The following is a 13,830-nucleotide window of genomic DNA, read 5'->3' as shown; positions in this document are numbered from 1 at the left end:
TTCCTTATTTTGCGTCGTACCAAGTTGGACCGTAAGAATAATCAACTTTCAGCGGAACTGCGAGTTCAATTGCATGCTCCATTACTTCAGGTACAAGCTTCTCTAATTTTTCAATTTCTTCTTTTGGTGCTTCAAATATTAATTCATCGTGTACTTGCAGAAGAAGACGCGCTTGTAATCCTTCTTCTTCTAAACGATCTGCCATAATAATCATCGCTTTTTTAATAATATCTGCTGCAGTACCTTGAATTGGTGTATTCATCGCTGTACGCTCAGCGAAGCTACGTAAATTGAAATTACGACTCGTAATTTCTGGAATATAACGACGACGATTTAATAATGTAGCCACATATCCTTTTTGTTTCGCATCTTTTACGATGTCCTCCATGTATTCTTGTACACCAGGGAAACTTTCTAAATACTTTTCAATAAATTCCGCTGCTGCTTTTCTTGTAATTCCTAAGTTTTGTGAAAGACCATAATCACTAATACCATACACAATTCCGAAGTTAACAGCTTTCGCTTGTCGCCTCATATTTGAAGTTACTTCATCTTTTTCAACGCCAAATACATCCATAGCTGTTTTCGTATGAATATCCATGTCATGCTGGAATGCATCAACTAACCCTTTATCATTTGCAATATGAGCTAATACACGCAGTTCGATTTGTGAATAGTCAGCCGCATACATAATCCAACCTTCTTCTGATGGAACAAATGCCTGACGAATCTTTCTTCCTTCTTCTAATCGAATCGGGATATTTTGCAAGTTCGGATCCGTTGAACTTAATCGACCTGTTTGCGTTAATACTTGATTAAAGCGAGTATGAATTTTAGATGAATCTTCATGTACAACTTTCAGTAAACCTTCAATATAAGTTGAATTTAGTTTCCCTAATTGACGATAATGTAAAATGTTTGGAATAATCTCATGGCGATCCATAAGCTTTTCTAATACATCGGCTGACGTAGAATAACCTGTTTTCGTCTTTTTAATAACCGGTAAGTTTAAGTTCTCAAACAGAATTACACCAAGCTGCTTCGGTGAATTAATATTAAATTCTGTTCCCGCAAGCTTATAAATTTCCTGTTCCATTTCCTTTAATCTACCTGCAAGTTCTTCTCCCATATTACGAAGACGCTCCGTATCAACTTTTACACCTTTTACTTCCATATCAGCTAATACACGCGCAAGTGGCAATTCTAACTCTGTAAACAGTTCATATTGCTCATTCTTCTCTAACTCTTCAACGAATGTTTGCTTTACATCATATAATACATGCACTTTACGAGCTACATGCTCCGCTACTACATCTAACTCTGGAACAGCTCGTTTTGCACCTTTTCCGTAAACTTCTTCATCAGATTTCACAGCATGTGTTTCTTTCATTTTCGCTACAGTACGGAAATCTTTATCCGTATCGGCTGGATCAAGTAAATAAGCAGCGATTAATAAATCAAAATCAATCCCTTGAATATCTATCCCATTCCATTTAAGTGCAACGATCGCTCGCTTCGCATCAAATGTATGCTTTCTCATTTCTCCATTTGCAAGCCATGCTTTAAAAGCATCCGATGCAAGAGCAATATCCTTCTGAATAAAGTAGCAACCATTTTCATTTTGAATACCAAAGCCTTGAATGTCCGCCTTATGATAATTATCTTCTTGCACTTCAACAATAAGTGCACTATCTTGCTGAAGCATTTCTTCTGTAACTTCTTCCACAATATCAAATGTAATATCATCTAATTCAGCTGGAGCTGTTTCTTCTGGCGTAACGCCTAATTTATTTAAAAGAGATGTAAATCCTAAACTCTCGAACATTGGAATCACATCACTTGCTTCATATCCTTTATACGCCATATCATCCACATGAACTGTAATCGGTGCATCTGTAATAATAGTCGCAAGATCTTTACTCATAAGAGCTTGTTCTTTATTTTCTTCCAGTTTTTCTTTTAATTTCTTCCCGCTTACTTGATCTAGATTTTCATACACTTCTTCAACCGTTCCAAACTGTGTTAACAATTTAATCGCCGTTTTTTCACCAACTCCTGGTACACCCGGAATATTATCTGATTGGTCTCCCATTAAACCTTTCATATCGATAATTTGCTTTGGTGATAAGCTATATTTTTCAAATAAAGCTTCTTTCGTATATTCATCTACTTCCGTAATCCCTTTTCGCGGAATACATACAAGCGTGTTATCAGAAACAAGTTGAAGTAAATCTTTATCTCCTGAAATAACTTTTACACTTGCTCCTTGTTCACTCGCTTCTTTTGCTAGCGTTCCCATAATATCATCCGCTTCATAATTTTCTAATTCATAACGCGGTACGTTGAATGCATCCAGCATCTCACGAATAAACGGGAACTGCTCTGATAATTCAGGTGGAGTCTTTTGACGTCCTCCTTTATACTCACTATACGTTTTATGACGGAATGTCGTTTTACCCGCATCAAATGCTACTAACATATGCGTCGGTTTTTCTTCCTCTAATATTCTCATTAACATCATTGTAAAACCGTAAATTGCGTTCGTATGTATACCTTTGTCGTTATTTAAAAGCGGTAGTGCAAAGAAAGCACGATACGCGATATTATTACCATCTACTAATACGACCTTTTTTTCCAAATCAGAAACCTCCCCATACAAATTTGAAATGATTTTTCTCATAGAAAAAAACCGTTCCTTTCCTCTCTCTATATTAACATGACTAATAGAGAGAAGAAAAATAACGGTTATTTTCTTTCATATATAAAACAGACTTATATTGGCATAAAGGGAAGTGACGAGAACAGCTTAACTATTCTCGTCCAAAATTACTCCTTGGATGAAGGGGTTTTCATGTATTATATTAACAGAGCTTTATTAATATTTAATTAAGCCATTGTTAATATATTGTAAACATCCTTCATCCTATTTTTCAGTAGCTGATTTTGGTAAAACAACTGTAAATGTTGTCCCTTCCCCAACTTCACTATCCACTGTAATTGTACCGTGATGCGCCTCTACTAAATGCTTTACAATTGATAATCCAAGGCCTGTACCACCAGTATTTCTACTTCTCGCTTTATCCACTCGGTAAAAGCGTTCAAAAATACGCGGAATTTCCTCTTTACTAATACCAATTCCAGTATCCGATACTTTTATATAAGCATTATATTTATCTTCCGCTAACTCTACTGAAACAACGCCTCCAGCCGGTGTATATACAATCGCATTATTAATTAAATTAATAAAGATTTGTTTCAAACGACTTGGATCTCCAATAACAGAGGCACGTTTTAATACATTCACTTGTAAAGAGATTTCTTTTTCTCCTGCCTTATTATCAAGCACCATATGAATATCTTCAAGTAGCCCCTTCATGTCAACGGTTCCCATATTTAATTTAAATCCTTGTTGTTCGATTTTCGACAAATCTAATAAATCTTCAATTAACCCTTGCATACGCTCACTTTCTTTTAAAATAATGTGCAAGAAATGTTCGCAGAATTTTTTATTATCCATCGCTCCGTCTAAGAGTGTTTCTGAAAAACCTTTAATAGAAGTAATCGGTGTCTTTAATTCATGAGAAACATTCGCTAAAAAGTCTTTTCTCATTTGTTCTAATTTCTTTAACTCTGTTATGTCATGGAATACGAGAACAATCCCTTTCCATTCATGGTTTGTCCCGATAATCGGCGCTCCATATACTTCGAAATGCTTCCGCTCAATTCCAAGTGGCAATAACATTTGTTTACGCACTTTCACTTCTGTCATAAAGATTTCTTCTACAAGCTCAATAATTTCTGTATGATGAAACGATTCATAATATAAGCGATCTAAATATTCTTCATCTGTTACGTGGAAAGTTTCCTTATAAGAGCGGTTTACAAGGTTTATATATCCGCGGCTATCAATTAAAATCATTCCGCTTCCCATATTTTCAATTAACGTATGCAGACGATCTTGCTGCATTTCTTGTTCAAGTGTCATCTCTTGTAAGTTACGAGCTAAAATATTAATCGCTTTACTCAGCATTCCTGTTTCATCCGAATGACTTTCGTATGCACGCGCTTTATAATTCCCCTTTGCCAATTCAATTGCAACTTTCGTAACCGATTCAATTGGCCTAATATATTGCCCTGTAATTTTCATACCTAAAAATACAACTACAAGACAAGCAATGACAAATCCGATAATTAATAATCCCCACGTTTTTTGATGTACGTCTTTTAAAGGATCGATTGTACTTTTCACCAAAACGTATCCTTGTTTTCCTTCTACATCTTGAACGAACACCGCATGATAAAATTCATTCTTTCGATCTGTCTCTTTCGTAATCACTTTACTTCGTTGTTTTGCCAATTCCGAAGTAAGTTCTTTAATCGTCTCTGGACTAAATGCCAATTCTTGTCCTTTTCTATATTGAACTTTCTTTTTTTCATCCACAAATACGATAGAAGCTGGTATTTTTTCTTCTAACTTTTCAAATACGTATGGATTTTTTAAGACATTATCAAAACCTTGCTCTTCTGCTAACGCCGCAACATACTCCGTCTCTTTTACCATTCTCTCTTTAGCATGATCTATATAGTAGTTTTCAAACACAGTTTCTAGCAATAAACCTAGTCCAACTAAAATAAATACAATAAGAGAAACAAATGTAAAAAGAAGCCTGGAACGAAATTTATTCATTCCCTTTTGGCTCCTCTAATTTATATCCTAAACCACGTATCGTTTTAATGTACGTCGGTTTTTTCGTATTTTGTTCAATTTTATCGCGCAAATGGCTAATATGAACATCAACAATTCGCGTATCACCAGCAAAATCATAATTCCATACAGCACTTAATAATTGATCACGCGTCAACACGCGACTTTTATTTTTCGCAAGATACACAAGTAGTTCAAATTCTTTTGGTGTTAATTCAAGCTTTCTTCCTTGGAAATAAGCCTCATAAAACTCCGGTAAAATTTTAAGTTCTGCAATTGTGATGCTATCTTCATCTGGCGCTTCTGCAACTTGTTCTTCTTGTTGTAATTTCGTGCGGCGCAAAATCGCCTTCACACGAGCAACAACTTCCCTTGGACTAAATGGCTTCGTCATATAATCATCTGCCCCAAGTTCAAGGCCTAGCACCTTATCAAACTCATCATCTTTTGCCGTTAACATTAAAATCGGCGTCATAACGCGCTGCAATCGTAATTCTTTACACACTTCCATACCATCCATTTTCGGAAGCATTAAATCTAATATAATTAAATCTGGGCGTTCTGTTGTCGCTTTTTGAAGCGCCATTTCTCCATCCATCGCTGTTATAACTTCAAACCCAGCTTGTTGTAAATTAAATTCGATTAAAGTTAAGATAAATTCCTCATCATCAACTACTAAAATACGATTGTTCATTCTTTTCCTCCAAGTTATAGACTTGAAACCTTCTTCATCCTAGTATTTTCCCCGTTATTCTCATCATACTAGAAAACAGGGTCCCTCTCAATATAATTGTCTATTCATGGAGATCGTTTGTTTAGAATTGAGAAAATAGACGTAATTACACTTTACCTGCAACTACACAGGATTTTGCCAAACTTTATAGATTACTCTCTCTTCTTTAAAGCTCACTTCCGTATGAACTATAAAATCTTGATTTTGCGCTAGGAAAAACGCAAGCGCATACGCTATTTTATAATCTGGTGTTTCATATCCATCAAATACTCTTCCATACATTTCATTTGCAACGCCGTCTGCTCACACTTCAGCTTCTCGTATCGTTTCAAAGATAACTTCTTCTTTTTCCACCTCATCTTAAAGAATCATTCCTTCCATTGACTTAAATTATTAAATTATAATATAGTAAATATTTTTAATTTAATAATCCGAATATAAAAAAGAAGGTTCTATTATGCGACTATTACTACCTATTTTAACTTTAGTAGTAACATGTTTCCTTACTTTTAACGTACCGAGCTGGGATACGATTAAAACGGGGTGCTCAGAATTTGCTGAAGGGTTCAAAGAAGGATTCTTCAACTAAAAATAGCGCTAGCATCCTTATTCACGGTATGCTAGCGCTATTCATATTTTCATCTTTTAAAAATTATCTAATGCTTTTTCCATAATGGAAACAGATTTATAAGGTGGCGTTACTGTTAATGAACCCTTTACAACAGTTTCTCCTTTTTCATCATGAGCAGATACAAGCATATCAATTGTATGTTCCTCCTCAGAAACAGCCACAACTTCAAAGTGGATTTGTAACGTTTCATAATGGTGAACATGCTTCACGAACGTAAGGTCCTTCCTAGTAATATGACTTCCTGGACCCGGTAAATATTTCGTAACTGCCGTTGTAATCATTCCCGTTAGCATAATGCTTGGTACAATCGGCTTTTCATACGGAGTTTGGGATGCGTAATCATGCTGAATATATAATGGATTGGCATCATTCGTTAACCCTAAGTACAATAACAAATCTTTATCCTCAATTTTTTCAGTGATAGATAATTTCTCTCCTACTGTAATCTCATCCATTTTACGACCAATTTGAACTTTTTTCTTTAACATGTTACAACCCCCTCCGATTTTTTCACCTTATTATCCTACTAAAAGCGATACCTTATCCGAAATTTACTATGATGAGGGCAATGTATAGTATAAATCTATAGTTTCATTATAGGATACTACAAATGATAGCGTTTTCATATTATTTCAAAAAAACAATTCGGTAAATAGTAGAAAAAGATTCGGAATCCCGAATCTTTTTCACTACTATTCAATTATTAAACAAGAACTTTCATTACGTTACGTACAGATTCTACAGAGCGATCTAACGCTTCTTTTTCATCTGCAAGAAGTTCTAATTCAATAATTTTTTCAATTCCGTTACCACCTAGAATTACTGGTACCCCTAAGTAAAGGTCACTATAACCATACTCACCTTCAAGGTACGCAATAGCTGGTAATACACGGCGTTGATCTTTTAAGATTGCTTCTGTCATTTCAACTAAAGAAGCTGCTGGTGCGTAATATGCACTACCGTTTCCTAATAAGCCTACAATCTCACCGCCACCTTTACGTGTACGTTCTACGATTGCTTCTAAACGCTCTTTCGGAATTAACGTTTCTAACGGAATACCGCCTGCATAAGAATAACGCACAAGAGGTACCATGTCGTCACCGTGTCCACCAAGAACAAATCCTGTAATGTCTTTCACAGAAAGATTTAATTCTTGTGCGATGAATGTACGGAAACGAGCTGTATCTAATACGCCCGATTGGCCGATAACACGCTCTTTCGGGAATCCCGCTTCTTTAAATACAGAATATGTCATTGCATCAACTGGATTTGTTAATACAACAATAATCGCATTTGGTGAATGTTTTGCAATGTCGCGCGTAATACTTTTCATAATTTTAGAGTTCGTTGCTACTAAGTCATCACGGCTCATACCAGGCTTACGTGCAATACCTGCTGTAATAACGACAACGTCAGAATCAGCAGTATCTGCGTAATCAGATGTTCCAATAATGTTAGCATCAAAACCTTGTACTGGGCTCGCTTCTAACATATCTAACGCTTTCCCTTTTGTTGGATTTTCCAGTTGTGGAATGTCCACTAATACAACATCTGCAAGTTCTTTTTGTGCTAATAAGAATGCCGTTGTTGCTCCTGTAAATCCTGCACCGATGACTGAAACCTTCTTGCGTTTGATTGTCATAATTTACCCCCCGCTTTAATTATGCGTTTTTGATTATCGCTACATCCATGTTTTTAATAAGCTCATTAGCAAACTCAGAACATTTCACTTCTGTTGCGCCTTCCATTAGGCGAGCAAAGTCATATGTTACTACTTTTGATGCAATTGTTTTCTCAACTGAATCTGTTACTAATTTCGCCGCTTCATTCCATCCTAAATGTTCTAGTAATAATACACCTGAAAGAAGAACAGAAGATGGGTTTACTTTATCTAAACCTGCATATTTTGGAGCTGTACCATGTGTAGCTTCAAAGATAGCATGTCCAGTCACATAGTTAATGTTTGCACCAGGTGCAATACCAATTCCACCTACTTGTGCAGCAAGTGCATCAGAGATATAGTCACCATTTAAGTTCATTGTTGCAACAACATCGAACTCACGTGGACGAGTTAAAATTTGTTGTAAGAAGATGTCTGCAATAGAATCTTTTACGATGATTTTTCCAGCCACTTCAGCGTCTGCCATCGCTTTATTTGCTGCATCTTTACCATCTTTTTCAACGATGCGATCATATTCAGCCCAAGTAAATACTTTGTCGCCGAATTCTTGTTCCGCTACTTCGTAACCCCAGTTTTTGAAAGCACCTTCTGTAAATTTCATAATGTTTCCTTTATGAACTAATGTAACAGAAGAGCGTTTTTCGTTAATTGCATATTGAATTGCAGCACGAACAAGACGCTTTGTCCCTTCTTCTGAGATTGGTTTAATACCAATACCAGATGTTTCTGGGAAGCGGATTTTATTAACACCCATTGCTTCTTTTAAGAAAGCAAGAACTTTTTCTGCTTCTGGAGATCCTTGTGCATATTCAATTCCAGCATAAATGTCTTCTGTATTTTCACGGAAAATAACCATATCAGTATCTTCCGGACGTTTTACAGGTGAAGGAACACCTTCAAAATAACGAACTGGACGTAGACATACATATAGATCTAATTCTTGACGAAGTGCTACGTTTAGAGAACGAATACCACCGCCAACTGGAGTTGTAAGTGGACCTTTAATTGCGATTAAATATTCGCGAATTAAATTTAAAGTTTCTTCTGGTAACCACTCGCCTGTTTGGTTGAATGCTTTTTCCCCTGCAAGCACTTCTTTCCAAACGATTTTCTTCTCACCATCATAAGCTTTTTCAACTGCTGCTTCTATTACGCGAGATGCAGCTGCCCAAATATCAGGACCAATTCCATCTCCTTCAATAAATGGAATAATCGGATTGTTTGGTACATTCATAACACCATTAGTTACAGTAATTTTTTCACCTGTCGTCAATGTGATAACCCCCATGTTTGAAATTTCATATGTATGAAACTGAGGGAATAACCCCTCAGTTCAAACCGTTAGTCAAATTAAAATATTCTAATCATTACATCTTTCCGAAAAAATCAGACTTTTGAAAGCGTATTTTCACTATCGAAATAGTGTTTTTTGCTTATCTTTGTGCGATTGGAACATACACTTGATGCGTTGGTCCATTATAATCAGCACGCGGACGGATTAAACGGTTATTTTCATATTGTTCTAGAATATGAGCTAACCAGCCTGACATACGGCTAATTGCAAAAATAGGTGTAAATAAGTCATGGTCAATTCCTAAACAATGGTATACAGAAGCTGAATAGAAATCAACATTTGGTGGAAGACCTTTTTCTTTTGTTACAATGTCTTCAATTTTGATAGACATATTATACCATTTGTCTTCTCCTAAAAGCACGCATAATCTCTTAGACATTTCACGTAAGTGTTTTGCACGCGGATCACCTTGCTCATACACACGGTGACCAAAGCCCATGATTTTCACTTTATTTTGAAGAGCATTATGAATATATGATTCTACATTTTCTTCTTCGCCAATTTCAGTTAACATCTTCATTACATTTTCATTCGCCCCACCGTGAAGAGGACCTTTCAATGCACCGATTGCTGCTGTAATACCAGAATATACATCTGAAAGTGTAGCTACGCAAACACGTGCAGTAAATGTAGAAGCGTTTAACTCATGATCCGCATGAAGTACAAGCGCCTTATCAAAAGCTTCAATTTCAACTTCATTTGGCTCGCGATCATTTAACATGTACAAGAAGTTTGCAGCTAATGATAAATCTTTTCTTGGCTCAACAATATCTAAACCTTTACGGATTCTCGCGTAAGCAGCAACTAAAGTTCCCACTTGAGCCTGTAATTTAACCGCTTTCAAATAATTAGACTTTTCATCCATAATTTCAGCGCTCTCATCGTATAATGATAGCATGGAAATTGCAGTTCGTAAAACAGACATCGGATGTGCAATTTTTAAATCTACTTGTTTCAAATATGTTAAAATCTCACCTGGAACTTTATAGTATTCAGATACAATTTCATTAAATTCCGCTAGTTCTTTTTCATTAGGAAGCTTGCGGTGCCATAATAAGTACACTACTTCTTCAAACGTAGCATTCTCAGCTAAATCATCAATATTATACCCAACATAAGTTAATGTATCATCAATAATAGAGCTCACAGATGATGTTGTTGCTACTACCCCTTCTAAACCTCGAATAACAGTCATGACATTCTCTCCTTTTCCTGAAAATTCTCCCAACCTTGCTCCTTATATCTATTTGCTCCCCTTATGAATTATGAACGCCCGTTCACTCTTTAGGCAAGCAAAATGCACGATCATGCAAATTTGTTGCGATGTTCCCCTCTTATTGTCCATTGTTTACATGGAAAGCATGAGCGTGAATGTCTCCCCGAATCCTCACGCTCAAAACAACAAGTTAGTGAGGAAAATAAATTCCGAAGAGTTTTATGATAAAAACAACATAAAACAATATCATTATAAAATTGTTTTATGTTGTTTTTATTTTATCTGGTGTAAAGTCTCTGCTGTTATGTAACTTTTCAAAGTTTCTAATCCTATTATAAACAATTATCTGACTTTTGTGAACAGAAAGAATTCAAAAATTTTATATTACTATAAAATTTCTCATTTAAACATCTGTATAATACTCATAACCGCATAGGCAATTCCAGCCCCAATTAAAGGCCCTACAGCAACCCCATTAAATAACGCGACCGCTATAATTGTCCCAAAAACAAGCGCAGTTGTAATATGAGGATCCGTCGTCAATAATTGTACGCCGCCTTTTGCTAACAAAGCGACTGCTACACCTGAAGCTAAAGCAATCCACGCATAATACGATTTCGCTGCTTCTCCAAGTTGTTTAAAACCTATTTCCCCCGTCGCAATCGGTACTAGCACCGCTATTGTAATGACCGTTACACCTAGGTTAATTCCTTTCGTTTGTAAATAAGGAAAGACCTTATCTCCTAAAAACGTAAACTTCAATAAAAATAACACACCAATAGCTACAGTAAGCGATTGGTTTTTAGCAATAAGTCCTATAATAAGTAGTATGAATAAAAATAAAGTTGACTGACTAATCATGTTTGCACTTCCTTTCTGAAAATAATGAACTCATTTCCAAACAAAAATACCTTTAAACCTATCGTTATACATGCTATACAGATGCCTATTTATCGATAACACCTTCAATTTTTTATGCATTTTACAATTAAAAAAAGAGACTTTCTCCAAAAAAATTTAAGCATGTATACATTTTTGAAAACAGTCGTCTCTTCTTTCTTTTCTAATAAGAAACAGGTAAAATAAAAAGAAGAGAAAATGAAGTTTTTACCATATAGTAGTAGCATCACCAACAGGCTTTCACAGCCATTCATATACCGAAAAAAGCAGGCTAAATCCATCATTCCACTATAACATAAAGTAAAACTTTAATCAGTTGGGCATCTTCCGCTGATTATTGACCTTCACCAATTGGGCTTTGGCGGGAGATTTACTGCCGATAAAGTGAGACTTTAATCAGCAGAGCACGCTAGTTATAAGTTGAACGAATTAGGATAATCCAAATCGGAATGGGAGGTATACATCTTTGAACCGAAACTTACTATATATGATATTGCGACTCATATTTGTCATTGTAGCAACGGTAGCTGGGTTTTATGTCTTACTATACATGTCAGGGCTTATCTATCCTTTTATTATCGCTTTTGCATTTGCTTATTTGATTAATCCTGTCGTCAATTTCCTTAATCAAAAACTACAATTTCCTCGTGCACTAGCAGTACTCGTTAGCTTAATTCTCGTATTTGGAGCTATCGTTGGACTTGTTACATATCTTGTAACTGAAGCAATATCTGCCACAACATACTTACTACAACTTGTTACAGTAAAGTTTCCAGATATCGTTACATTCGCTCAGCAATTTGCACTTAATCATATTATGCCTCTCTACGATGATTTAATCTCTAAATTTAATCATCTTGGAGAACCCCAGCGCTATACAATTACACAAAACATTCAAAACTTAGGAACAGAAGCAACGACACAAATGAAAGAACTTTTAACCGCCATTATAAGCGGGTTAACGAATTTCATTAGTGCACTGCCGACAACTTTAACTGTCCTTGTATTCATTTTATTAGCCACTTTCTTCATTAGTTACGATTGGCACCGTCTTGCTCAGAAAGCAAGAAAGTTACTACCAAATCGTGTACATGGATACGGAAAAACTATTTTTGTCGACTTAAAAAAAGCTTTGTTTGGTTTTGTGAAAGCACAACTTACACTCGTATCTATGACAACCGTCATTGTACTGATCGGACTTTTAATATTACGCGTACCATACGCCATTACTATTGCGATTATTACAGGAGTTGTAGATTTACTACCCTATTTAGGCACAGGCGCAGTCTTCGTTCCATGGGTTATATACGTATTTTTCACTGGCGATACCGCATTCGCCATTGGTCTTCTCATTTTATACATCGTCGTGATTGTCCAAAGACAAATTATGGAGCCGAAAGTACTTTCATCTAACATCGGTCTCGATCCATTAGCAACACTCGTCGCTCTATTTGTCGGCTTTAAGCTTTTTGGCTTTTTAGGATTAATCATCGGTCCAGTCACCTTAGTACTACTTAATACATTACACAAAGCTAATGTCTTCCATGACTTGTGGAAATATATTAAAGGTTCACCTTCAAAATAACAGTTTCTAATCCATACAAAAAACCAAGCTGTAATCAGTGGGAATTTTCCACTGATTATTCCTTTCACTTATTTTTCACACTACTCACACGCAACAAGAGCATTACCCAGAAAAAGGATAATTCTCTTGTTTTTTTGCATAAAAAACACATTTCCTAACTGAAAATACATTTTTATTCTATTTTATCTATAATTATTACTTACATTTATTACTTTTTATGTAAATGAATAAATATACAAAACTGCATAAAATAAGACTCCAACTAACAATTCCCACCTTTTACATGAATTCTTTACACCAATCGCTCCTTTATATACGAAAGCAAAACTTTAATTTAGCTGCATTTCGCACCATCTTATTCATCCAAATTAATAGCATTAAAAAATCACATGTTTAATCGAAGCACAACAAGAGTTCAAACGAAAATTATATAGCAAATATAATAAGCAGACGTTTTGTTCATCCCCCCACATCAAACACTTACGAGCATCCCAGCTTTGAGATAGAAATTCCACACCCTACAAATAACGCGGTAAAGCAAAGCGGCCCTCTCCTCTTACAAGACAAAAAAATAGCACTTAGATCGTTATAATCTAAGTGCTACTTCTGAATGATAATAGTAGAGTTCTTTCTAAACTTCCATTCCATCCACTTCATAACAAGCGGCTTCAATAAAGCTCTCGTAACAGGGATCACGCAGATAAACCCTAGCACATCTGTCACATAACCAGGAAGCACTAAGAGAATACCTCCTACAAATACAAAAATGCCATCTAGCACTGCCTCACCTGGCATTTCCCCTCTATTCAACTTAGATTGAATCTCTCCAAGCACTTTAAATCCTTGTCTTTTCGCCAAATACACACCTACAACACCTGTAAATACAATCATAGCGAACGTAGACCATAAACCTATTACATGACTTGATCCGATTAAGACCATAATCTCAATCGCCGGTATTAAAATAAACAAGAATAGTAACCACTTCATAGTTCTACACCTCTCTCACAACTCACTTTTAACGC

Annotated in this window: 12 protein-coding genes; 2 read left to right on the top strand and 10 right to left on the bottom strand. The window is 35.8% G+C overall.

The genetic code is table 11. The features are described 5' to 3' along the window. Nucleotides 1-4 precede the first annotated feature (4 nt). The 4 genes from polA to RT27_RS04665 form a co-directional block, all read right to left on the bottom strand. Nucleotides 5-2,638: a DNA polymerase I gene (gene polA / locus RT27_RS04680; RefSeq protein WP_016080103.1), complete on the bottom strand. Its 2,634-nt coding sequence runs from the start codon at nucleotides 2,636-2,638 to the stop codon at nucleotides 5-7. Nucleotides 2,639-2,923: 285 nt separating this feature from the next. Further along, complete coding sequence (gene phoR, locus RT27_RS04675) at nucleotides 2,924-4,687, bottom strand: sensory box histidine kinase PhoR (protein WP_001032099.1); 1,764 nt, start codon at nucleotides 4,685-4,687, stop codon at nucleotides 2,924-2,926. Then, complete coding sequence (gene phoP / locus RT27_RS04670) at nucleotides 4,680-5,399, bottom strand: two-component system response regulator PhoP (protein ID WP_001065220.1); 720 nt, start codon at nucleotides 5,397-5,399, stop codon at nucleotides 4,680-4,682. Before phoP ends, phoR begins: the two co-directional genes overlap by 8 nt. Before the next feature lie 162 nt (nucleotides 5,400-5,561). Beyond that, nucleotides 5,562-5,720, bottom strand: a complete 159-nt coding sequence (locus RT27_RS04665) for a hypothetical protein (RefSeq protein ID WP_048563967.1) — start codon at nucleotides 5,718-5,720, stop codon at nucleotides 5,562-5,564. 175 nt (nucleotides 5,721-5,895) lie between these two features. Here RT27_RS04665 and RT27_RS36060 point away from each other — a divergent pair, with 175 nt between their 5' ends. Continuing rightward, entirely contained in the window at nucleotides 5,896-6,027 is a 132-nt protein-coding gene (locus RT27_RS36060) for a hypothetical protein (protein WP_001238014.1), read from the top strand. A gap of 56 nt (nucleotides 6,028-6,083) precedes the next feature. Here the strand turns inward: RT27_RS36060 and RT27_RS04660 are convergent, their stop codons facing one another. The 5 genes from RT27_RS04660 to RT27_RS04640 all read right to left on the bottom strand — a co-directional run bounded on the left by RT27_RS04660 (nucleotide 6,084) and on the right by RT27_RS04640 (nucleotide 11,181). Then, nucleotides 6,084-6,557 carry a MaoC/PaaZ C-terminal domain-containing protein gene (locus RT27_RS04660; protein WP_000914181.1) on the bottom strand — a complete coding sequence of 158 codons (474 nt, stop codon included), beginning with the start codon at nucleotides 6,555-6,557 and terminating at the stop codon, nucleotides 6,084-6,086. Nucleotides 6,558-6,772: 215 nt separating this feature from the next. Beyond that, nucleotides 6,773-7,711, bottom strand: coding sequence for a malate dehydrogenase (gene mdh / locus RT27_RS04655; RefSeq protein ID WP_000153232.1), 939 nt, complete (start codon nucleotides 7,709-7,711; stop codon nucleotides 6,773-6,775). A 19-nt stretch (nucleotides 7,712-7,730) separates the two neighbouring features. Continuing rightward, entirely contained in the window at nucleotides 7,731-9,023 is a 1,293-nt protein-coding gene (icd, locus tag RT27_RS04650) for an NADP-dependent isocitrate dehydrogenase (RefSeq protein ID WP_000206893.1), read from the bottom strand. Between the two features lie 160 nt (nucleotides 9,024-9,183). Continuing rightward, on the bottom strand, nucleotides 9,184-10,332 hold the full coding sequence (gene citZ / locus RT27_RS04645; RefSeq protein ID WP_000503651.1) for a citrate synthase: 1,149 nt from the start codon (nucleotides 10,330-10,332) through the stop codon (nucleotides 9,184-9,186). A gap of 387 nt (nucleotides 10,333-10,719) precedes the next feature. Continuing rightward, nucleotides 10,720-11,181 carry a DUF441 domain-containing protein gene (locus RT27_RS04640; protein ID WP_000625507.1) on the bottom strand — a complete coding sequence of 154 codons (462 nt, stop codon included), beginning with the start codon at nucleotides 11,179-11,181 and terminating at the stop codon, nucleotides 10,720-10,722. Between the two features lie 505 nt (nucleotides 11,182-11,686). Here RT27_RS04640 and ytvI point away from each other — a divergent pair. Further along, nucleotides 11,687-12,805 (top strand): sporulation integral membrane protein YtvI, encoded by a 1,119-nt coding sequence (gene ytvI / locus RT27_RS04635; protein WP_006926492.1) that lies wholly within the window; start codon nucleotides 11,687-11,689, stop codon nucleotides 12,803-12,805. Between the two features lie 600 nt (nucleotides 12,806-13,405). Here ytvI and RT27_RS04630 read toward each other — a convergent pair. Further along, the gene (locus RT27_RS04630; protein WP_043935408.1) at nucleotides 13,406-13,795 is read right to left on the bottom strand and encodes an FxsA family protein; all 390 of its coding nucleotides are present in this window, start codon (nucleotides 13,793-13,795) and stop codon (nucleotides 13,406-13,408) included. Nucleotides 13,796-13,830 lie beyond the last annotated feature (35 nt).

Source organism: Bacillus sp. L_1B0_5 (genome assembly GCF_000836715.1).
GTDB classification, from domain to species: domain Bacteria; phylum Bacillota; class Bacilli; order Bacillales; family Bacillaceae_G; genus Bacillus_A; species Bacillus_A thuringiensis_S.
The sequence above is the reverse complement of the archived record's forward strand: the minus strand, read 5'-3'. Positions and strand labels throughout refer to the sequence as shown.

What these genes read in the sequence shown, in the direction of transcription:
- RT27_RS04630 (WP_043935408.1), bottom strand. Translation starts at nt 13,795, where the DNA reads ATGAAGTGGTTACTATTCTTGTTTATTTTAATACCGGCGATTGAGATT.
- RT27_RS04660 (WP_000914181.1), bottom strand. Translation starts at nt 6,557, where the DNA reads ATGTTAAAGAAAAAAGTTCAAATTGGTCGTAAAATGGATGAGATTACA.
- phoR (WP_001032099.1), bottom strand. Translation starts at nt 4,687, where the DNA reads ATGAATAAATTTCGTTCCAGGCTTCTTTTTACATTTGTTTCTCTTATT.
- RT27_RS04665 (WP_048563967.1), bottom strand. Translation starts at nt 5,720, where the DNA reads ATGTATGGAAGAGTATTTGATGGATATGAAACACCAGATTATAAAATA.
- mdh (WP_000153232.1), bottom strand. Translation starts at nt 7,711, where the DNA reads ATGACAATCAAACGCAAGAAGGTTTCAGTCATCGGTGCAGGATTTACA.
- phoP (WP_001065220.1), bottom strand. Translation starts at nt 5,399, where the DNA reads ATGAACAATCGTATTTTAGTAGTTGATGATGAGGAATTTATCTTAACT.
- RT27_RS36060 (WP_001238014.1), top strand. Translation starts at nt 5,896, where the DNA reads ATGCGACTATTACTACCTATTTTAACTTTAGTAGTAACATGTTTCCTT.
- RT27_RS04640 (WP_000625507.1), bottom strand. Translation starts at nt 11,181, where the DNA reads ATGATTAGTCAGTCAACTTTATTTTTATTCATACTACTTATTATAGGA.